At 66.5% G+C, this 18,671-nt stretch carries 19 protein-coding genes; 7 read left to right on the forward strand and 12 right to left on the reverse strand.

Translation table 11 applies throughout. From position 1 onward, the window contains the following. Positions 1 to 4: 4 nt before the first annotated feature. The 6 genes from FG94_RS13710 to queE all read right to left on the reverse strand — a co-directional run bounded on the left by FG94_RS13710 (position 5) and on the right by queE (position 5,363). Complete coding sequence (locus FG94_RS13710) at positions 5 to 1,606, reverse strand: ABC-F family ATPase (protein ID WP_081925980.1); 1,602 nt, start codon at positions 1,604 to 1,606, stop codon at positions 5 to 7. Positions 1,607 to 1,755: 149 nt separating this feature from the next. Further along, positions 1,756 to 2,685, reverse strand: coding sequence for a muramoyltetrapeptide carboxypeptidase (gene ldcA, locus FG94_RS13715; protein ID WP_036212541.1), 930 nt, complete (start codon positions 2,683 to 2,685; stop codon positions 1,756 to 1,758). A 10-nt stretch (positions 2,686 to 2,695) separates the two neighbouring features. After that, the gene (locus FG94_RS13720) at positions 2,696 to 3,622 is read right to left on the reverse strand and encodes an alpha/beta fold hydrolase (protein WP_036212543.1); all 927 of its coding nucleotides are present in this window, start codon (positions 3,620 to 3,622) and stop codon (positions 2,696 to 2,698) included. Positions 3,623 to 3,799: 177 nt separating this feature from the next. Continuing rightward, complete coding sequence (gene tadA, locus FG94_RS13725) at positions 3,800 to 4,273, reverse strand: tRNA adenosine(34) deaminase TadA (RefSeq protein WP_036212545.1); 474 nt, start codon at positions 4,271 to 4,273, stop codon at positions 3,800 to 3,802. After that, entirely contained in the window at positions 4,266 to 4,712 is a 447-nt protein-coding gene (queD, locus tag FG94_RS13730) for a 6-carboxytetrahydropterin synthase QueD (RefSeq protein ID WP_036212547.1), read from the reverse strand. Before queD ends, tadA begins: the two co-directional genes overlap by 8 nt. A 15-nt stretch (positions 4,713 to 4,727) precedes the next feature. Further along, positions 4,728 to 5,363, reverse strand: coding sequence for a 7-carboxy-7-deazaguanine synthase (queE, locus tag FG94_RS13735; protein ID WP_036212550.1), 636 nt, complete (start codon positions 5,361 to 5,363; stop codon positions 4,728 to 4,730). A 146-nt stretch (positions 5,364 to 5,509) separates the two neighbouring features. On the opposite strand from queE, the gene FG94_RS13740 reads away from it, so the two are divergent. The 3 genes from FG94_RS13740 to FG94_RS13750 all read left to right on the forward strand — a co-directional run bounded on the left by FG94_RS13740 (position 5,510) and on the right by FG94_RS13750 (position 10,570). After that, positions 5,510 to 6,469, forward strand: coding sequence for a sensor histidine kinase (locus FG94_RS13740; protein WP_081925981.1), 960 nt, complete (start codon positions 5,510 to 5,512; stop codon positions 6,467 to 6,469). Positions 6,470 to 6,597: 128 nt separating this feature from the next. After that, a complete protein-coding gene (locus FG94_RS13745; RefSeq protein WP_081925982.1) occupies positions 6,598 to 7,596 on the forward strand; it encodes a diguanylate cyclase in 999 nt (332 codons plus the stop codon). A 97-nt stretch (positions 7,597 to 7,693) separates the two neighbouring features. Next, positions 7,694 to 10,570: a pitrilysin family protein gene (locus FG94_RS13750; RefSeq protein WP_081925983.1), complete on the forward strand. Its 2,877-nt coding sequence runs from the start codon at positions 7,694 to 7,696 to the stop codon at positions 10,568 to 10,570. 98 nt (positions 10,571 to 10,668) lie between these two features. Here the strand turns inward: FG94_RS13750 and FG94_RS13755 are convergent, their stop codons facing one another. From FG94_RS13755 to FG94_RS13780, 6 genes are all read right to left on the reverse strand, one after another. Further along, positions 10,669 to 11,844, reverse strand: coding sequence for a hypothetical protein (locus FG94_RS13755; RefSeq protein ID WP_152570978.1), 1,176 nt, complete (start codon positions 11,842 to 11,844; stop codon positions 10,669 to 10,671). 217 nt (positions 11,845 to 12,061) lie between these two features. Beyond that, positions 12,062 to 14,119 carry a hypothetical protein gene (locus FG94_RS13760; protein ID WP_152570979.1) on the reverse strand — a complete coding sequence of 686 codons (2,058 nt, stop codon included), beginning with the start codon at positions 14,117 to 14,119 and terminating at the stop codon, positions 12,062 to 12,064. 230 nt (positions 14,120 to 14,349) lie between these two features. After that, a complete protein-coding gene (locus FG94_RS13765) occupies positions 14,350 to 15,558 on the reverse strand; it encodes a YsnF/AvaK domain-containing protein (protein WP_036212562.1) in 1,209 nt (402 codons plus the stop codon). Positions 15,559 to 15,571: 13 nt separating this feature from the next. After that, positions 15,572 to 16,009 carry a YsnF/AvaK domain-containing protein gene (locus tag FG94_RS13770; protein ID WP_036212565.1) on the reverse strand — a complete coding sequence of 146 codons (438 nt, stop codon included), beginning with the start codon at positions 16,007 to 16,009 and terminating at the stop codon, positions 15,572 to 15,574. A 150-nt stretch (positions 16,010 to 16,159) separates the two neighbouring features. Continuing rightward, positions 16,160 to 16,417 carry a hypothetical protein gene (locus FG94_RS13775; protein WP_036212568.1) on the reverse strand — a complete coding sequence of 86 codons (258 nt, stop codon included), beginning with the start codon at positions 16,415 to 16,417 and terminating at the stop codon, positions 16,160 to 16,162. Positions 16,418 to 16,439: 22 nt separating this feature from the next. Then, entirely contained in the window at positions 16,440 to 17,225 is a 786-nt protein-coding gene (locus tag FG94_RS13780) for a DNA/RNA non-specific endonuclease (RefSeq protein WP_036212571.1), read from the reverse strand. Between the two features lie 181 nt (positions 17,226 to 17,406). Between FG94_RS13780 and FG94_RS13785 the strand changes: the two genes are divergently transcribed. The 4 genes from FG94_RS13785 to FG94_RS13800 all read left to right on the forward strand — a co-directional run bounded on the left by FG94_RS13785 (position 17,407) and on the right by FG94_RS13800 (position 18,668). Further along, positions 17,407 to 17,799: a hypothetical protein gene (locus FG94_RS13785; protein ID WP_036212573.1), complete on the forward strand. Its 393-nt coding sequence runs from the start codon at positions 17,407 to 17,409 to the stop codon at positions 17,797 to 17,799. Then, entirely contained in the window at positions 17,799 to 18,056 is a 258-nt protein-coding gene (locus FG94_RS13790) for a DUF5985 family protein (RefSeq protein ID WP_027864053.1), read from the forward strand. Before FG94_RS13785 ends, FG94_RS13790 begins: the two co-directional genes overlap by 1 nt. A gap of 4 nt (positions 18,057 to 18,060) precedes the next feature. Further along, positions 18,061 to 18,330, forward strand: a complete 270-nt coding sequence (locus tag FG94_RS13795; protein WP_027864052.1) for a DUF5985 family protein — start codon at positions 18,061 to 18,063, stop codon at positions 18,328 to 18,330. A 65-nt stretch (positions 18,331 to 18,395) separates the two neighbouring features. After that, positions 18,396 to 18,668, forward strand: a complete 273-nt coding sequence (locus FG94_RS13800) for a hypothetical protein (RefSeq protein WP_036212576.1) — start codon at positions 18,396 to 18,398, stop codon at positions 18,666 to 18,668. Positions 18,669 to 18,671: the final 3 nt, after the last annotated feature.

Here is an 18,671-nt window from a genome sequence, read left to right on the forward strand (position 1 = left end):
CCTATCAGGCGATGCCCTGGCTCGTCAGGTACTCTTCGTAGTTGCCGCGGAAGTCGATGATCTCGTTCTCGCGGATCTCGAGGATGCGGGTGGCCAGCGAGGACACGAACTCGCGGTCGTGCGAGACGAAGATCATGGTGCCGGCGTACTTGTCGAGGGCGATGTTGAGCGACTCGATCGACTCCATGTCCATGTGGTTGGTCGGTTCGTCGAGCAGCAGCACGTTGTGGCGGCCCAGCATCAGCTTGCCGTACATCATGCGGCCCTTCTCGCCGCCGGACAGCACCTTGACCGACTTCTTGACTTCGTCGCCGCCGAACAGCAGGCGGCCCAGGATCGAGCGCACGGCCTGGTCGTCGTCGCCTTCCTGGGTCCATTGACCCATCCAGTCGGTGAGGTTCTCGCCGCCGGCGAATTCCTCGGTCGGATCCTGCGGCATGTAGCCGACGTCGGCGTTCTCGGCCCACTTCACGCGGCCCTGGTCGGCCGACAGGCCGGTGATGTCCTGGCCGCCGATGCAGCGCAACAAGGTGGTCTTGCCGGCGCCGTTGGCGCCGATGATCGCGATGCGCTCGCCTGCCTCGACCATGATCGAGAAGTTCTTGAACAGCTGGCGGTCATAGGCTTTCGACAGGCCTTCGGTCTCCACCGCCAGGCGGTGCAGCTTCTTCTCGCCTTCGAAGCGGACGAAGGGATAGGCGCGCGAGGACGGCTTGAATTCCTCGATCTTGATCTTGTCGATCATCTTGGCGCGCGAGGTCGCCTGGCGCGCCTTGGACTTGTTGGCCGAGAAGCGGCGCACGAAATCCTGCAGTTCGGCGACCTTTTCCTTCGCCTTCGCATTATTCGCCAGCTGCTGGTTGCGCGCCTGGGTCGAGGCCAGCATGTAGTCGTCGTAGTTGCCCGGATAAATCTTCAGCGTGCCGTAGTCCATGTCGGCCACGTGGGTGCAGACCTGGTTCAGGAAGTGGCGATCGTGCGAGATGATGATCATCGTCGAGTTGCGCTGGTTGAGGATGTCTTCCAGCCAGCGGATCGTGTTGATGTCCAGGTTGTTGGTCGGTTCGTCCAGCAGCAGGATGTCCGGATTCGAAAACAGGGCCTGGGCCAGCAGCACGCGCAGCTTCCAGCCCGGCGCCACGGCGCTCATCGGGCCCTGGTGCAGGTCGCTGGCGATGTCCAGGCCGAGCAGCAGCTCGCCGGCGCGCGCTTCGGCCGAGTAGCCGTCGTATTCGGCGACCTTGCCTTCGAGCTCGGCGGCTTTCATGTAGTCTTCGTCGGTCGCTTCCGGGTTCGCGTAGATCGCGTCGCGCTCGGAGATGGCGTTCCACAGCTCGGTGTGGCCCATCATGACGACGTCCAGCACGCGTACGTCTTCGTAGGCGAACTGGTCCTGGCGGAGCTTACCGAGGCGCTCGCCCGGGTCGAGGCTGACGTTGCCGGCCGAGGGCTCCAGGTCGCCGCCGAGGATCTTCATGAACGTCGACTTGCCGCAACCGTTCGCACCGATCAGGCCGTAACGGTTGCCTTCGCCGAACTTGACGGAGATGTTCTCGAACAGCGGCTTGGCGCCGAATTGCATCGTGATATTGGCAGTGGATAGCACTAGGAAACCTTTAGAAGCGGAGTTAGCAACGGTGTTGCCGGATAACCCGCGATTCTACCATCGCGGGGCCTGTAGGGCGAATCGCTGCGGCCGACAAGGCAAAACGGCGCACTCGCGTGCGCCGTCGAGGACAGGTGCGCGCGGACCGCTCAGCCGCAGTGGCTGGCCCGGCGGAGCGTCGGATAATCCGACAGGGACAGTGTGAAGCCATCGTCGTGCGACACCAGGCGTCCCTGGGCGCCGAAAGGAATCGTCACCCGGCGCGGGATGTGTCCGAAGCTCAGGCCCTGGATGAGCGGAACCGGCAGCGTGGCGCGCAGGTGGGCCAGCATGGTGTCGAAATCGTAGCCGTTGTCGTTCGGCGCCAGCTTGTAGCCGGAGAAGTCGCCCAGCACCACCGCGCGCTGGCGTTCCAGTACGCCGGCCTGGTGCAGCTGGAGCAGCATGCGTTCGACCCGATAAGGGTGTTCGCCGATATCTTCCAGATACAGGATGCCGCCGTCGATGCGCGGGAAATAAGGCGTGCCCAGCAGCGAGACGATCATCGCCAGGTTGCCGCCCCAGACGGTTCCCGCTTCGTCGATGCATGGGTTGCCTGCCACACATTCGCTGATGGTGTGGGTCGGGCCCGCCAGGCACTGCCAGAAATCGTCAAGCGTGAACTGCACCGGTTCGCGGGCGCCGAAGTCGCCCGCGATCATCGGGCCGGCGTAGCTGAGCGCCCCGGTGCGCGCCATCAGGGCCATGTGGATGGCCGTGACGTCGGAAAAGCCGACCACCAGCTTGCCGCTGGCGGCGATCGCCTCGAAGTCGATGTGCGGCAGCAGGCGGGTGGTGCCGTAGCCGCCGCGCAGGGCCATGATGATCTGCACCTCCGGATCGGCGATCGCGGTGGCGAGCTGGTCCAGGCGGCCCTGGTCGGTGCCGCCGAAGCGTTCGTGGATGCCGGCGTGCTCGTAATAGTTATGGACGAGGCAGCCCTGCTGCTCGAGGCGGGCGATGCCGCGGTCGACCGCGCACGGGTCGAGCGCCTGGCCGGCCGGGGCCACGATGGCGATGCCGATTTGGGGGGTGATCACTGTTTGACAATTATTGTTTGACAAATAAGCTCGGTGTCGAGTCCGGCAACATCTTACCCCTGGCGTGGGCGTCGATCAAGGCAAGGAGCCGCTCGACCAGCTGCGGCGGGAGGTCGTGGCCCATGCCCTGGATGACTTCGAGGCGGGCGCCGGGGATGCGGCTGGCCGTGTCTTCGCCGCAGGCGAGCGGCACCAGCGGGTCGTTGGCGCCATGGATCACGAGCGTGGGTACGGTGATCGTGCGCAGGAGCGCGCAGCGGTCGCCCGAGGCCGCGATTGCCATCATCTGGCGCGCTACGCCGCCGGGGCAATAGCTGCGGCGCACCGAGCGGGCGACGCGCTTGCGCAAGGCCTTGTCCGGGGTCGGGTAGGCCGGACTGCCGATGGCGCGCATGACACTGACGCCGTGGTCGACGATGCTCTCGATGTCGCCGGGGGCGGCCGGACGCCGGGCCAGCAGGCTGCTGACCTTTTTCTCGGGGCCGGGCAAGCCGCGGCGGCAGCTGCTCGACATGATCGAGGTCAGGCTCAGGATGCGCTGCGGGTAACGCGCCGCCAGGATCTGGGCGATCATGCCGCCCATCGAGATCCCGACCACGTGGGCGCGCGCCACACCGAGGGCCGACAGCACCCCGATCGCATCTTCGGCCATGTCTTCCAGGCGGTAGGGAGCGCGCAGCGGCCAGCCGAGCCTGGACTTGATCGAGGCCAGCATCAGGTTGGGGACGCCGGCCTGCTCGAACTTGGTAGACAGGCCGCAATCGCGGTTATCGAAGCGGATCACGTAGAAGCCGAGCTCGACCAGACCTTCGACGAACTCGTCGGGCCAGGCGGTCAGCTGCATGCCGAGCCCATGCACCAGCAGCAGCGGTGGGGCCTTGGGGTCGCCTGCGGTGTCGAAGGCGATGCGGATTCCGTTGGCGTTCAGCGTGGGCATGGCGGCATGCCGGCGCCGCGCAAGGCGGCATCGGCTCTTCAAGCGACAGGGTTGGCTCGCCGCATGGCAGGAAAAAACCCCCGGACGGCTTGCAAACAGCATATCACTTTCAACGGGGGGCAGGCGCTCGTGCGGGCGTACGACTTGTCTTACGCCCAACAGCAAGGCGGCCCTTGCCTAGCCAGATGCGGGAAGCTTGCGCGCCGCGGCGCGGCGCTCGGCGAAGAAGGCCCGCAACAGGCTGCTCGCCTCGTCGGCCATCACGCCTCCCTGCACCTCGGTATGGTGGTTGAGGCGCTCTTCTTCGAACAGGTTGAGGACGGAGCCGCAGGCGCCGGTCTTCGGATCCACCGCGGCATAGATCACGCGCGCCAGGCGCGCATGCATCATCGCACCCGAGCACATGATGCAGGGCTCGAGCGTGACGTAGAGCTCGCAGCCCGGCAGGCGGTAGTTGCCGAGCTTGTCGGCGGCGGCGCGCAGCGCGACGATCTCGGCGTGGGCGGTGGGATCATGGCGGCCGATCGGCTGGTTGTAGCCGGTGGCGATCACTTCACCGTCCTTGACCACCACCGCCCCTACCGGCACTTCGCCCTCGGCCCAGGCCAGCCTGGCCTGCTCCAGGGCCAGCCCCATGTAGCGCTCAGACATCGGTCACTTCGGCCCAGCAGTTCGGGGTTTCGTGCAGCACCAGCTTGTGCAGGCGCAGGCCGGTGCCGTAACGGTCGGTGAACACCGTCTTGAGGATGTTGAAGGCGACCCGCGCCAGGTTCTCCACGGTCGGGATGCAGTCGATCACCACGGTCTTGTGATCGGGCAGCGAGGCGAGGAAGTCGCGCACCCTATCGTCCTTTTCGTACACCAGGAAGGCATGGTCCCACACGTCGACGAGGTGCTGCTTCGCCAAGGTCTTGACGTCGGAGAAATCCATGATCATGCCGTTGTCCGAATTTCCTTCAACATCGATGACGTCGCCGGTCAGGGTGATCTCGAGGGTGTAGCGGTGGCCGTGCAGGTTGCGGCACTGGCTCTTGTGGTCGGGAATGCGATGGCCGGCATCGAATTCCAGCTTGCGGGTGATAGTTAACATCGGGTCAGCAATGATTCAGGGGATCTGGAGGAGTTTGTGGGTCTGCAGGCTCAGCTTCCACTTGGGGTTGCGGCGGCAGGTCTCGATCGCCAGGCGCGTATTCTGCGCGGCGAGCGGGCCGTCCATCGGCTGCACGTAGAAGTTCTCGAAGTCGAGCCCCTCGTAGGCGGACAGGTCCTGGCCCGCCTGGGGGATCACCACCTTGATCTCGTTGCCCTTCGCGACCACCAGCTCGGCGCCCATCTTGGGGCTGACGCAGATCCAGTCCACGCCTTCGGGGACCGGCAGCGTGCCGTTGGTCTCGATGGCGATCGTGAAGCCGCGTGCGTGCATGGCGTCGATCAGCGCCCGGTCCAGCTGCAGCAGCGGTTCGCCGCCGGTGAAGACCACGTACTTGCTGGCGGCATGGGCGGCCGGCCACAGGCCGTCGATCTCGGCCGCGAGCAGCTCGGGCGCGCGGAACTTGCCGCCGCGCTCGCCATCGGTGCCGACGAAGTCGGTGTCGCAGAAGGTGCAGACCGCCGTGGCGCGGTCGGCTTCGCGGCCGGTCCACAGGTTGCAGCCCGAAAAGCGGCAGAATACGGCCGGGCGCCCCGCATGGGCGCCTTCGCCCTGCAGGGTGTAGAAGATCTCTTTGATGCTGTAAGTCACGGTAAGCCTCTCGTCAACCCTCCATTATAACGCGCCGCCGGCACCCCGTGGGCCAGGCATCCATGCATTGAGGATGAGCAATATTGCCTGTCGGACTCAGGTGTACCTTCATACGGAATCTTCCGAATGCGAGTCAGAAGGATGCCATGAACAAGTCCACCTCATTCCTAGTCCGATTTTCAGCATTTGCCTCGGCGCTCGGCGCCCTGGCATGCAGCGCCCCGGCCAGCGCCGCCATGCCGCTGCCGCTGCGCGGCGCGCCGCCGGAGACGATGGCCGCGGCCATGGTGACGCTGGCCGCCATCGCCCTGGCCGTGCTGCTGGAGCGGCGCAGCCACGCTACCCAGGAGCGGATCCGCGCGCTGGAGCAGCAGCTGGAGGCCGAGCGCGGCGCCCACGCCGACGTCGAAGACGCCCTCGCCGGCAGCCACGAAGTGCTGTGCCGCCTGGTGCGGCAGCACGAAAGCGTGCGTGAAGCCGAGCGTGCCCGGATCGCGCGCGACCTGCACGACGAGCTCGGGCACCGCCTGCTGTCGCTGCGGGTGGAGCTGGCGCTGCAGCAGGCCGCGGTACGCGGCACCTCTGCCGCCGTGCACGACAAGCTGACGGTTACCATCGGCAACCTCGACACCGCCATCCGTTCGGTGCGCGCCCTCGTGACCGGCCTGCGCCCGATCGCCAAGGGCCTGAGCCTGCGCCAAGCCGCCGAGCGCCACCTGGCCGACTTCGCGCGCCTGCACGGACTGGACTACCGCTTCGATGCGGGGCGCGACGGGCTCGAGGAAGACCAGCGCCGCGACCAGGAGCAGGACGCGGTGCTGTTCCGCGTGCTGCAGGAATCGCTGTCCAATGTCGCGCGCCATGCCCAGGCCACCATGGTCTGCGTCACCCTGGTGGAATCGGCCGGCGAGGCCGTCTTAACGATCGAGGACGACGGCATCGGGCCAAGTGCCCTCGACCACCTGGATGCACGCGGCTGCGGCATCGCCGGGATGCGCGAGCGCACCGAGGCCTTCGGCGGCACCCTGACGGTGCTGCCCGGCCGGCGCGGCGGGACGGTTGTGTGCGCAACACTGCCCCTGACGCGGATAGCTGCCCCCGTGTGAAACCCGGCGGTGAGGGCAAGCAGGAAGGGATCTTGCTGAAAATCAATAACTTCGTCCCTGCGCAGTAGCAGAATCGTTTCCTGTTGGCAGTCAATTCGGCTGCCGGACCGGAACCGTAGAGGACGACCATGATCAGCCCACACAGCTCCAGCATCAGCATCAGCGCGCCCGCCCCGACAGCCCTCGTGAAAGATGGTGCGTTCGTCGGCCAGCTGGTGGCGTCCCTGTCGATTCCGGTCTTCGTCCTCGACACCCAGGCGCGGGTCATGATCTGGAACCGCGCCTGCGAGCAGCTCACCGGCGTGCCGGCCCACGAAGTGCTGGGCACGGGCGACCATTGGCGCAGCTTCTACGAACACCGCCGCCCTACCCTGGCCGACCTGGTGCTGCAGAACCGCAGCGAGGACGTGCGCAAGATCCTGCCGCGCTCCGCCTCCGACACTTCGCCCACCGGCCTGTGCATCGAAAGCTGGTTCGACATGCCGCGCGCCGGCCGCCGGCGCTACCTGGCGGCCGACGCCAGCCCGATCTTCGGCTCGGACGGCGAACTGGCGGCCGTGGTCGAGACCCTGCGCGACCTGACCGACGAAAAGATGGCCCAGGTGGCGCTGGAACAGCTGGCCACGCGCGACGGACTGACCGGCCTGGCCAACCGCCGCTGTTTCGACGATACCCTGCACGCCGAATGGGCGCGCGCCCTGCGCCAGCAGCAGCCGCTGTCACTCCTGATGGTCGATGTCGACAACTTCAAGGCCTACAACGATGCCAATGGCCACCTCGGCGGGGACGAATGCCTGAAGCGCATTGCCCGCGCGGTGGCCAGCGAGATGCGCGCCAACGACCTGGTGGCGCGCTATGGCGGCGAGGAATTCGCGGTGATCCTGCCCAACCAGTCGCTCAAGGGCGCCGCCATCGTGGCCGAACGAATCCGCTGCCGCGTCGAGCAGCTGCAGCTGCCCTGCACCGCGCCGACCCGCCACGTGACGGTGTCGATCGGCGCCGCCACCGCCCTGGCCAGCCCGGACAATACCGCCAGCCAACTGGTCGCCACCGCCGACGCCGCCCTGTACCGGGCCAAGCACCTGGGCCGCAACCGCATCAGCCTGCCGCTGAGCGAGGCCGCCTAGCCGTTCGTTCGGGACGTATGCATACCTGAATCCCCTGTTCTTTCCTTGTCGAATAATCTATCCTTTGCGGATAGCAATATTCCCAAAAGGAGAGAACGTGTCGAAAACCACCCTGTCGCGCAGCGTCCTGGCGACCCTCGTGCCGGCCGCCTTGCTGGCGTTCGCGCCCGCCGCCGGCGCCGCACCAAAGGCGCAAGCCCCCGCGGCCAAAGCCGCCGGTGGCGACGTCCTGCCGTTCAAGGCAGTCGAAAAAACCCTGCCGAACGGCCTCAAGATCATCGTGGTGCCGACCGGCTTCCCGAACCTGGTGTCGGTCCACATCCCGGTGCAGACCGGGTCGCGCAACGAGGTCGAGCCGGGCAAGTCGGGCTTCGCCCACTTCTTCGAGCACATGATGTTCCGCGGTACCCCAAGCTACCCGCCGGAAAAGTACCAGCAGATCATTACCCGGGCCGGCGCGCGCCAGAACGCCTACACCAGCGACGACCTCACCAATTACTACACCACCTTCGCCAAGGAAGACCTGGACACCGTGCTCAAGGTCGAAGCCGACCGCTTCCAGCACCTGTCCTACCCGGTCGAGGCCTTCAAGACCGAATCGCGCGCCGTGCTGGGCGAGTACAACAAGAACAGCGCGAACCCGATGCAGAAGCTGTTCGAGACCCAGCGCGAAGCCGCGTTCTCGACCCACACCTACCGCCACACCACGATGGGCTTCCTGAAGGACATCGAGGACATGCCCAACCAGTACGAGTATTCGAAGGTCTTCTTCGACCGCTGGTACCGTCCGGAGCGCACCACCGTGATCATCGCCGGCGACGTCGAGCCGGCCAAGGCGGTGGCGATGGTCGAAAAATACTGGGGCGGGTGGAAGCGCGGCAGCTTCAAGTCGAACGTGCCGGTCGAGCCGGCCCCGCAAGGCGCGCAATACCGCCACGTGGCCTGGCAGACCCCGACCCTGCCGCTGGTGACGGTGGCTTTCCGGGCGCCCGCCTTTTCCGATACCCGGAAGGACCAGGCGGCGCTGTCGATGCTGCTGTCGCTGTCCTTCGGCCGTACCTCGCCGCTGTACAAGCGCCTGGTGCAGGACGAGCAGAAGGTCGACCAGCTGTTCGACTTCGTGCCGAACCGGGTCGACCCGACCCTGGCCACCATCGGCGCGCGCGTGAAAAAGCCGACCGATGCGCTGTACGTGCGCGACGCCATCCTGCAGACCGTGGCGAAGCTGCGCAACGAGCCGGTCACCGCCGCCGCGCTGGCCGATGCGAAATCCGCCAATAAGTATGGGCTGATCCGCACGCTCGACAACACCGAGGCGATCGCCTCCACCCTGGCCTCCTACGTGCACTTCAATCGGTCCTACGACACCCTGAACCGCTACTACCGCGTGGTCGACAGCCTCACGCCGGCCGACCTGCAGGCGGCCGCGCGCAAGTACCTGGTGGACGAGTCGATGGTGGTGACCACCCTGTCGCACGACGCGCTGCCGGCGGAGATCAAGAACCTGCCCAAGCTGGCCGACTTCGCACCGAAGGCGAGCGAGGCCAAGTTCGACGTGCTGGTCCAGAAGTCGTCCCTGCCGCAGATCCGCTTCAAGCTGCTGTTCGCGGCCGGCTCGGCGCACGACCCCAAGGGCAAGGAAGGCCTGGCGGCGCTGACCGCGGCCATGGTCGCGTCGAGCGGCTCGCGCGAGCGCAAGATCGACGAAGTGACCAAGGCCCTGTTCCCGCTGGCCGGCAGCTTCAGCGAGCAGACCGACAAGGAAATGACCACCTTCAGCGGCTCGACCCACAAGGACAACTGGGACCAGTACCTCGGCATCGCCCTGCCGCTGCTGGTGGACCCGGGCTTCCGCGAGGAAGACTTCCGCCGCCTGAAGGACGCGCAGAAGAATGCCCTGGTGCTGGATCTGAAGGACAACAACGAAGAGGAATTCGGCAAGGAGCGCCTGCAGGCCAATGTCTTCGCCGGCACGCCCTACGGCCATCCGGTGCTGGGCACGGTCAAGGGCATCGAAGCGATCACGCTGGACGACGTCAAGGACTTCTACCGCCAGGCGTATACGCAGGGCGCGGTGCGGGTCGGCATCTCGGGTGACGTCTCGGATGCGATGGTCGCCTCCCTGAAGGCCGCGCTGGCGCGCCTGCCGGCGGCAGGCGGCCTGGCCCCGACCCCGGCCATCCGCGGCCGCATGCCGAACGGCCTGGACGTCGAGATCATCGAGAAGAACACCCGCGCCACCGCGATCTCCTTCGGCCTGCCGATCGAGGTGACCCGCTCGCATCCGGACTTCCCGGCCCTGTGGCTGGCCAAGACCTGGCTGGGCGAACACCGCGCCTCGAGCGCCCGCCTGTACCAGCGCATCCGTGAAGAGCGCGGCATGAACTACGGCGACTACGCCTACATCGAAGCCTTCCCGCGTGGGATGTTCCAGTTCTTCCCGAACCCGAACCTGGGCCGCAAGGCGCAGCTGTTCGAAGTCTGGATCCGCCCGGTGGCGCCGCAGAACGGCCACTTCGCCCTGCGCGCCGCGCTGTTCGAGCTGGACAAGATGATCCAGAACGGCCTGTCGCAGCAGGACTTCGAGACCACCCGGGGCTATCTTGAAAAGAACGTGTTCGTGATGACGGCCACCCAGGACCAGCAGCTGGGCTATGCGCTCGACGCCCAGTGGTACCGCACGCCCGAGTTCACCCGCATGATGCGCGACGGCCTGGCCAAGCTCACCGTGGCCGACGTGAATGCGGCGATCAGGAAGCACCTATCGGCCAGGAACCTGTCGGTGGTGATCATCACCAAGGACGCGGCCGCACTGAAGGACAAGCTGGTGACGGATGTCTTCTCGCCGATCAGCTACGACGCGAAGAAGCCGCAGGCGCTGCTGGACGAAGACCAGCAGATCGGCTCGATGAAGCTCGGAATCAAGCCGGAGGCGGTGCGGATCACGCCGGCGGCGCAGGCGTTTGCGCAATGATGCGGCTGCTCTTCAGGCTGTGACAATGAAATCGGCGCCCCTTGGGCGCCGATTTGTTTTGCCCAATGCCGCGCTGTGCAGCCCGGGCCCGGCGCGGATCATGACTTGATCCGCTCCCAACCATGCCGCACCGCCGCCTTGATGCGATCCCATGCACTCCCCTTGTTGGTGCCGCGACGCGCATCCCAGGCGCGCGCCAGGTCGCCCTCGACGTCGTCCCACGGCCGATTGCGGTACAGCTCGCTCCTGCGCATCTCGGCGCCGAACGAATATGCCGGCTTGACGCTGTCGTACTCCATCCTCGAACCGCCCAGGTGGGTGTCGTAGTGGCTGCGATAGTAGCTGTCGGCGTCGTAATTGGACAGGAAATGGTTGCGGTAGTAATCGTCGTCATCGCCGAAAAAATTGCTGCCGATGTCCAGGCCGCTGCCCCCACCCGTGGGCGGCTCGGGTTCCGCCGAATAGATGCGCGACCGGCCGCGCTGGGTCTCGGCAAGGCGCGGGCTCGCCACGGGCACGCCGCCCGGGCCCGATTCGCGCTGCGTCGATTCGCCGCCGCCCGTCTCGATGTCCTCGAAGGTGGGGACGTGGCCTGCATTCTCGCGCAAGGTCGAGCCGTGCAGCGAGGTGCTGCCGGTCGCGCCGAGCCCGCTCGATCCGAGCGGCTCCTGGTAGGTCCCGCCGGTCGCGCCGAGCCCGCTCGATCCGAGCGGCTCCTGGTAGGTCCCGCCGGTCGGCTCGGACTGGTACAGCGAATGCTGCTGGAAGATCATGCCGTCGCCCGGGTTGTCGAGATGCGGCCTGCTTGCTGCGCGCGGCTGCGCCGGCGCCGGTGAAGCCTGCTGCATGCTGGCGGCGCCGCCCATGCGCATCGATTCGGGAGGCCTCCCTGGAAGCGCCTCCTCGTCGACGTCCGAGGGGCCGAAGCGCTCGACGATGTCGGCGGCGCGCTCGGCTTCCGGCAGCGTATCGGCGCGCACCACCAGCACGTGGTGGCCTCGGGTGACTGCGCCTGCGTACCGGCTGGCGCGCGGGCTGTTGTCGGCGCCGAACAGGTCGGTGAAGACGCGCCTCAGGTTGGCGCCGTTCCCGGCGTCGGCGCCGCCGCCCGGGGTGGCGCCGACGCCGGCGCCGCTTGCGCTGTCGGTCATGCCGGTCGGGTCGGCGTTGGAGAGCGTGAGCTCCTCGCGCGGGAAACCCGAAGTTATCAGCTCGTTCATCGCGTTCTGTGCGTCGGTCCGGTTACCGAACACAGCTACAAGAGTATGTCGCATGGTCCTTCCTCCCAATCGGTGAGTCCCGGGGCGCGCCAATCCTGGCTGCCGTACCGACCGGCCCGTCCCGCTCCGGCGCATGGCCGTTGCACTAAACAGCCTACTCCAATACCCCGCCAGCGCAAAGAACAAAGCCCCCCAGGTTCGACCCTGGAGGGCTTTGCACGGTGGGCGGCGTCCCTGACTATTTATCAGGCCGCCATGGCATGGCGTTCGGTCAGGAGGTCATCCGATCCCAGCCATGGCGCACCGCCGACTTCATTTTCTCCCAGGTCGACTGGCCACCGCTGCCGTAGCGGGTATCCCAGTCGGTGCGCAGGTCGTTCTCGACTTCGCCCCACTGGCGGCCGCGGTACTTCGGATCCTGGGCCATCGACGAGCCATAGGCGTAGGCCGGCTTGTAGTCGTCATAGCTGCCGGCGTCGCTGGAGGTGCTGTAGGTGGCGTTCCAGTGACTGCGGTACTCGCGGTCATTATCGTCGTCGTCCGTCATGCGGTCCCAACCGTGGCGGACCGCCGACTTCATGCTTTCCCATGCGCCGCCCACGCCGGTGCCGGCCGCGGTGCTCGCACCGGTGCCGCCGGAGATCCGCGAATCCCAGCCGCGCGCCAGGTCGCCCTCGATGTCGTCCCACGGACGATTACGGTAGAGCTCGCTCTTGCGCATCTCGGAACCGTAGGCATAGGCCGGCTTGACGCTGTCGTAATCCATGCCCGAGCTTCCCAGATTGGTGTCGTAGTGGCTGCGGTAATAGTTGTCATCGTCCTTGTCGAGGGTCATGCGGTCCCAGCCGCGGCGCACGGCTGACTTCATCTTCTCCCAGGTCGAACCGGCAGTGCTGCCGCTACGGGTGTCCCAGCCGCTGTGCAGGTCGTTCTCGACCTCGTCCCAGCGGCGGCCGCGGTACTTGTCGCTGCGTGCGCTTTCGGCGCCGTAGCTGTAGGCCGGCGCGTAGTCGTCGTACGAACCACCCGCCGTTCCATAGGTGCTGCTGAAGTGGCTGCGGTAGATGGTGTCGTCATCGTCGTTGGTCATGCGATCCCAGCCGCGGCGCACGGCGGCTTTCATGCGGTCCCAGGTGTCGCCGGCGGTATCGCCGCTGCGGGTGCTCCAGTCGCTGCGCAGGTCGTTCTCGACCTCGTCCCACTTGCGACCGCGGTACTTGTCGTCGCGCGCCATCTCGGAGCCGTAGGCGTAAGCCGGCTTGATGCGGTCGTAGTCCTCGCCGCTGTAGTTGGCCAGGAAGTGGTTGCGGTAGTAATCGTCATCGTCGCCGAAGAAATTGCTGCCGATATCCAGCCCGCTGCCGGTGCCCGCCGTGCCAGCTCCCGGCGAGTAGATGCGCGACCTGCCGCGCTGGGTCTCGGTAAAGCGGCTGCTGCCCGGCGAGGAGCCCATTGCGGTATCGCGCTGCATCGAGCCGGCGCCGCCCTGCATCGCCGATCCTTCCAGCGAGGAGCCCTGCAGGGTGCCGCCCTGGCCGCCCGAACTGCGGATCGACATGTCGTTCTGGGTGCCTTCCAGCGACGAAGCCTGCACCGAGTTCTCCTGCAGCGTCGAACCCTGGAGCGAGGTGCCGCCAGTCGCGCTCAGGCCGCTCTGGCCCATCGGTTCCTGGTAGGTGGTTCCCATCGGTTCGGCCTGGTGCAGCGATTGCTGCTGGAAGAGCTTGCGGTCGCCGGGGTTGTCGAGCTGCTGGCTGGCGCCGGTGGCTGCGCCGACACCTGCGCCCGTCCCGAGGCTGCCGCTGCCGGCCGTCGTGCTGCTGCTCATGCCGGTGCCGGACTGGGCCGACATCCGCGAGGATTGCTGCATGCCGCCGGCGCCGCTCACGCGCATCGATTCCGACAGGCCGCTGGCGGCGCCCATCGCGCCGACGCCCGATGCCTGCTCGTCGATGTCGGTCGGACCGTAGCGTTCGACGATGTCGGCGGCGCGTTCGACTTCCGGCAGGGATTGCGCGCGCACGGTGAGCACGTGGTGGCCACGGGTGACCGCGCCCTCGTACCTGCTGGCATGCTCGCTGTTGTCGGCGCCGAACAGGTCGGTGAAGAAGTGCTTGATGGAAGCGCCGATGCCGATCCCGGTGCCGTCGGCCAGGGTGTCGCTGCTGCCGGTGTCGGCGGTGCTGCCGGTGACGCTGTCGGTCATGCCGGTCGGGTCGGCATTGCTCAGCTTGACCTCGTCACGCGCGAAGCCCGAGGACATGAGCTCGTTCATCGCGTTCTGTGCGTCGGTCCGGTTGTCGAACACGGCTACAAGAGTATGTTGCATGGTCATTCCTCCCTTAAAGTGAGTGACGGGGGTGGCTGCCGAACAATCCGGCCCCGGACCGCTCGCGTGAGTAGGACGAGGTCGAGACAGCTCGCGCGCCAGCCCGCCGCGCGCAAATGCACGGGACCAGATTACTCCAAACCCGGCTGTACGCGCGCGCGCCTGACCGGACAGTAGGAAGAATGGAAAACGGCGCCCGCAGGCGCCGTCCGTACTGCGGGTGAGCGGGCTCAGTAGGTCCGGTTGGTGCCGGTGTCGCCGGTCATGCGGTCCCAGCCGTGCCGCACCGCGGCCTTCATCTTTTCCCAGGTCGAGGGGCCGCCGCTGTAGCGCGATTCCCAGTCGGTGCGGAGGTCGGATTCGACCTCATCCCACTGGCGTCCGGTGTAGCGGCCGCTGCTGGCCATCTGCGAACCGTAGCTGTAGGCCGGCGCATAATCGTCATACGATGCGCCGGTGGCGCCGTAGGTGCTGGTGAAGTGGTTGCGGAAATAGCTGTCGTCGTCGCGCAGGTCGGAGCGCGCCGTGGTTCCGTCCAGGCGCTGCACGTCCACCTCGGTATGGCGCACGGTGTCGTGGATCTGCTCCTGGCGTTCATTGACCTGCTTGCCGACCGTGACTTCCTCGACGATGCGGGCCGACTTCTCGACCACCGCTTCTTCCGCGGTCTCGCGCATTTCGATGGTCTGTTCCTTGAACGCGGCCGCGTCGCTTGGGCTGATCGGCTGGTCGACGGCGCGGCGCTGGACGTCGACGTGTTCTTCGCGCAGGCCGACGGTCTCGTCGACCGGGGTCTCGACCACGCGCGAGTAGATGCGCACGCCGCCGCGCTGGACTTCGCGCTTGCCGACCTTCAGCTGTTCTTCGACGACGGGAATGGACTGGGTGCTGCCGGTACGGCCGGCTTCCATCGCGGTGTCGCGCTGCAGCGAGGCGCCGGACAGGTTGCCCTGCTGCTGGGCCGAGGCCGACTGCGTGGACGTCGAGTACGACTGCATGCCGCTCTGGCTGCCCTGCAGCATGGCGCCGCTGGACGCCATCTTGCCGATGTTGTCCGAGTGCTCGTCGATGTCGATCGGACCGAAGCGCTCGACGATGTCGGCGGCGCGCTCGACCTCCGGCAGCGATTCGGCGGTGAGGGTGATCACGCATTTGCCGCCGGAGACGGCGCCCTCGTAGCGGCTGAGGCGGCGGGTGTCGTCCTCGTCGCTGCCGAACAGGTCGCTGAAGAAATGCTTGATGCTGCTGCCGATGCCCGTGTCGGTGTCGGTGGACGTGGCCGTGGTGGTCGTGGTGGTGCTGGAGCTGCCGGTGATGCCGGCGCCGGTGTCGCCGGACATGCGCACGTCCTGGCGCGGGAAGCCCGAGGCGAGCAGTTCGTCCATCGCGCTGCGCGCGTCGGCGTTGTTGTCGAATACGGCTACCAAAGTATGTTGCATGGTCGTTCCTCCATCATTGGTGGGTATCGGATGCGGGCGGCGACCCGGCGTCGTCGAAGCGCTCCACGTCGACCCGCTCCGCCTTGAGCGGAACGGTCTCCTGGTAGTGCTCCTCGTGCCGGACGCGGGTGATGTGCAGTTCTTCCTTGATGCGCAGGCGGCGTTCGACCACCAGCACTTCTTCGAGAACCGGCACCACCAGCGTGTCGCCTTCGTAGCGGCTTGCAGGTGCTTCTTCCAGCGCGACGATCCTGTCCACGGGAACGTGCCGGACATCCACCTCTTCGCGCATGAGGCGCTCGTCGATGGTGACCGGCTGTTCGCTGACCGTCTTGTGGACACGTACGCCGCGGCCGGTCTCGACGACACGGGTACCGACGGCCAGTTGCTCCTCGATCACGGGAATGCGCAGGCCTTCCTGCTGCTTGTTCTCGGGGATATTGCTCGACATCGGGACAGCTCCTCGCATCGCTGGTTGGGGAGCAAACGAGATTACGCCTTTTCCGTGGCGCCCTGCGCACCTTTGACGTACGGAACGGTAAGGGCCGGTTGTGCCCTCATGTGCTATGCGGCCGGGCGGTCCGGCCGGACCTGGAGGCGGTCAGACGAAGGGATTGTCGACGGTCTCGGCGTCGGGCGGCGGCAGGCGCTCGGGCAGCTCACGCGCCTCGAGTGCCTCGACCACCGCGCCCAGTTGCGCGTGCAGGCGGCGCGCCAGCGCGAGACCGGCCTTGTCGGCGGTCAGGTCGACGTCGCCGGAAATGGTGATGCGGTCGAGCCGGTTCTCCAGCATCAGGTTGCCGATCTCGAGGACGTCGGCTTCATTGGCAAAGGGCTTGAACGGTTTCTTCGGTGGCATGGCGCTCTCCTGGGCGGTGCAATCAGTTGCGTTGCTTCTTCTGGCGGATCTTCGGCAGCGCCAGCATCCGCTCCTTCTGCTGGCGGCTCAGGGAGGGCAGCAGTTCGATGCCGACGATGCGCTCCAGCTCGGCGACCGGGATCACCTGGATCGGCGCATCGGCGCGGTTCTCGACGAACCAGGCGGCGGCCGCCTTCTGGCGCGGACTGTACACCACCTTGTACAGGTGGCTCGGCACGATCACGTTGCCGACCTTGCGCAGGTTGGCGCCGAGGAAGGCCGGGCCGGTGATCACGTACAGGGAACCTTCGCGCTTGGCCATCTTGCGCACCGCGCCTTCGATCGGCGCCCAGATGTGGCGGTTGTGCTCGCGGTCCTGGGGGACCATGTTCGCCAGCGAGAAGCTTTCGCGCTGGGCGCGGCGGTCGGGCATGTCGCCGTTCGGCGCCAGGTGCCCGCGGTCGAAGCCGCTGCGCGCATAGTCGGACAGCTCGGCGCGCTGGCCGCGCGGCAGGCGCGGCTCGGGATGGAACTTGTTGTCGCGGTCCAGGCCCTCGGCGGCTTCGAGCTGGCTGGGCGCCAGGTGCTCGGCCGACCACAGCGCGGTGCGGGTGACGCTCGAATGCATGACGCCGAATTCGCTGTAGCACAGCTCGCGGGTGGCGGCGGCCAGCTTGGGGTTGCGGATCTCGGGCGCGCGGCCATCGAGGTAATGGTCGGGGCAGCTTGCGGCCTGGGCCGCGCCGGCGGCCAGCAGCATGCCGATGAAGCAGGCACGGGCGAGCCGGGCCAGGGTGGAACGAAACATGAGGATGTATGGGGCGAACCGAAAAATCGTTGGCCCGTATTGTAGCCGAGCGTCGTTGAGGGAGGTCAAACAATACACGTCCCGACACGCGCACGATTGAAAATGCCTTTCCGTCGGGAATGAGATAAACTTGCGCCTTTCTCAACAAAAGATTCCTTTTGGGAAAGTATACCCGAAGCGAATGAACCGTCCGCCAATCCCAGAGGACTTGCGCCGTTTTGTCCTGACGAGCATTCCCTCCGTCCCCTTCCTTGAGGCACTGCTCTTGCTGCGCGCGAATCCCGGCCAGCAATGGAGCGGAGAGACGCTGGCGCGCCGCCTGTACACCAGCGAGCGCACCGCCCAGGGACTCCTCGACGAGCTGTGCCGATCCGGCATGGCCGCGCCCTGCCCTGCGCCGAACGAGCATTCCTATTGCTATTCCCCTGCGTCCGAAGCACTGCGCGAGCGGATCGACGGCCTGGCCGAACTCTACGCACGCCACCTGGTGGACGTCACCAACCTCATCCATTCCACTCTCGACCGCAAGGCGCAGCAGTTCGCCGACGCCTTCCGCCTGCGAAAGGATTCCTAATGGGCGAACTCATCTACACCTTGTGCATGTTGACCTCGCTGGCCTGTACCTGGCTGCTGTTTGCCAGCTACCGGCGCACGCGTTACCGGCTCCTGTTCTGGAGCGGCCTGTGCTTTGCGGTGATGACTTTCAATAACCTGTTCCTGATCTTCGACAAGATCGTGTTCCCGAATGTCGATTTCATGCCGCTGCGGGTCATCAGCGCGCTGGTGGCGTGCCTGCTGTTGTTGTACGGCCTGATCTACGAGAAGGAGTGAGCCGATGGTCCAGATGATGTACGGCGCGATCTCGATGGCTTCGCTCACCATCGCCCTGTTCTTCCTGCGCTTCTGGCGCAATACCGGCGACCGCTTCTTCCTCTGGTTCGCCCTGTCCTTCTTCATCGAGGGCGTGCACCGCATCTATTCCGCGGTGCTGAACGAGGCCGGCGAGGATTCGCCGCTGCACTACCTGATCCGCGTGCTGGCCTACGGGATGATCGTGTGGGCGATCGTGGAAAAGAACCTGCCGCGCAAGGAGCGGCGCGACTAGCGTGCGCCCGGCCGGCGGACGCGGCGCGATAATGGGTCATGAGAAACCGTCAACAGGAGGACAGCATGGCCCCAGCACCCCAAGCAGAAAACGACCAGGCCCGGCCGCAGGCGAACCCCGTCGCCGGCGGCGGCCAGGACCAGCGTTCCGACAATCTGCTTCCCGGTGAGGAAGGCGCCGAGGACGGCCGCTTCGACGTGGCCGAGGAAGTCAGCCTCGACCAGCATTCCGACGAGGCGCGCCGGGTTGGACAGGTGCCCGAGAACGGCATCGCCGACGCGCTGCCCGACGCGCTCAAGACCCCGGTGCCCTCGCAGGGCGTGCCGGAAAAGGAGTAATTC

It is taken from the genome of Massilia sp. LC238, from assembly GCF_000735635.1.
GTDB classification, from domain to species: Bacteria; Pseudomonadota; Gammaproteobacteria; order Burkholderiales; family Burkholderiaceae_D; genus Telluria; species Telluria varians.

What these genes read in the sequence shown, in the direction of transcription:
- FG94_RS13720 (WP_036212543.1), bottom strand. Translation starts at nt 3,622, where the DNA reads ATGCCCACGCTGAACGCCAACGGAATCCGCATCGCCTTCGACACCGCA.
- tadA (WP_036212545.1), bottom strand. Translation starts at nt 4,273, where the DNA reads ATGTCTGAGCGCTACATGGGGCTGGCCCTGGAGCAGGCCAGGCTGGCC.
- queD (WP_036212547.1), bottom strand. Translation starts at nt 4,712, where the DNA reads ATGTTAACTATCACCCGCAAGCTGGAATTCGATGCCGGCCATCGCATT.
- FG94_RS13740 (WP_081925981.1), top strand. Translation starts at nt 5,510, where the DNA reads ATGAACAAGTCCACCTCATTCCTAGTCCGATTTTCAGCATTTGCCTCG.
- FG94_RS13745 (WP_081925982.1), top strand. Translation starts at nt 6,598, where the DNA reads ATGATCAGCCCACACAGCTCCAGCATCAGCATCAGCGCGCCCGCCCCG.
- FG94_RS13755 (WP_152570978.1), bottom strand. Translation starts at nt 11,844, where the DNA reads ATGCGACATACTCTTGTAGCTGTGTTCGGTAACCGGACCGACGCACAG.
- FG94_RS13760 (WP_152570979.1), bottom strand. Translation starts at nt 14,119, where the DNA reads ATGCAACATACTCTTGTAGCCGTGTTCGACAACCGGACCGACGCACAG.
- FG94_RS13765 (WP_036212562.1), bottom strand. Translation starts at nt 15,558, where the DNA reads ATGCAACATACTTTGGTAGCCGTATTCGACAACAACGCCGACGCGCGC.
- FG94_RS13770 (WP_036212565.1), bottom strand. Translation starts at nt 16,009, where the DNA reads ATGTCGAGCAATATCCCCGAGAACAAGCAGCAGGAAGGCCTGCGCATT.
- FG94_RS13775 (WP_036212568.1), bottom strand. Translation starts at nt 16,417, where the DNA reads ATGCCACCGAAGAAACCGTTCAAGCCCTTTGCCAATGAAGCCGACGTC.
- FG94_RS13780 (WP_036212571.1), bottom strand. Translation starts at nt 17,225, where the DNA reads ATGTTTCGTTCCACCCTGGCCCGGCTCGCCCGTGCCTGCTTCATCGGC.
- FG94_RS13785 (WP_036212573.1), top strand. Translation starts at nt 17,407, where the DNA reads ATGAACCGTCCGCCAATCCCAGAGGACTTGCGCCGTTTTGTCCTGACG.
- FG94_RS13790 (WP_027864053.1), top strand. Translation starts at nt 17,799, where the DNA reads ATGGGCGAACTCATCTACACCTTGTGCATGTTGACCTCGCTGGCCTGT.
- FG94_RS13795 (WP_027864052.1), top strand. Translation starts at nt 18,061, where the DNA reads ATGGTCCAGATGATGTACGGCGCGATCTCGATGGCTTCGCTCACCATC.
- FG94_RS13800 (WP_036212576.1), top strand. Translation starts at nt 18,396, where the DNA reads ATGGCCCCAGCACCCCAAGCAGAAAACGACCAGGCCCGGCCGCAGGCG.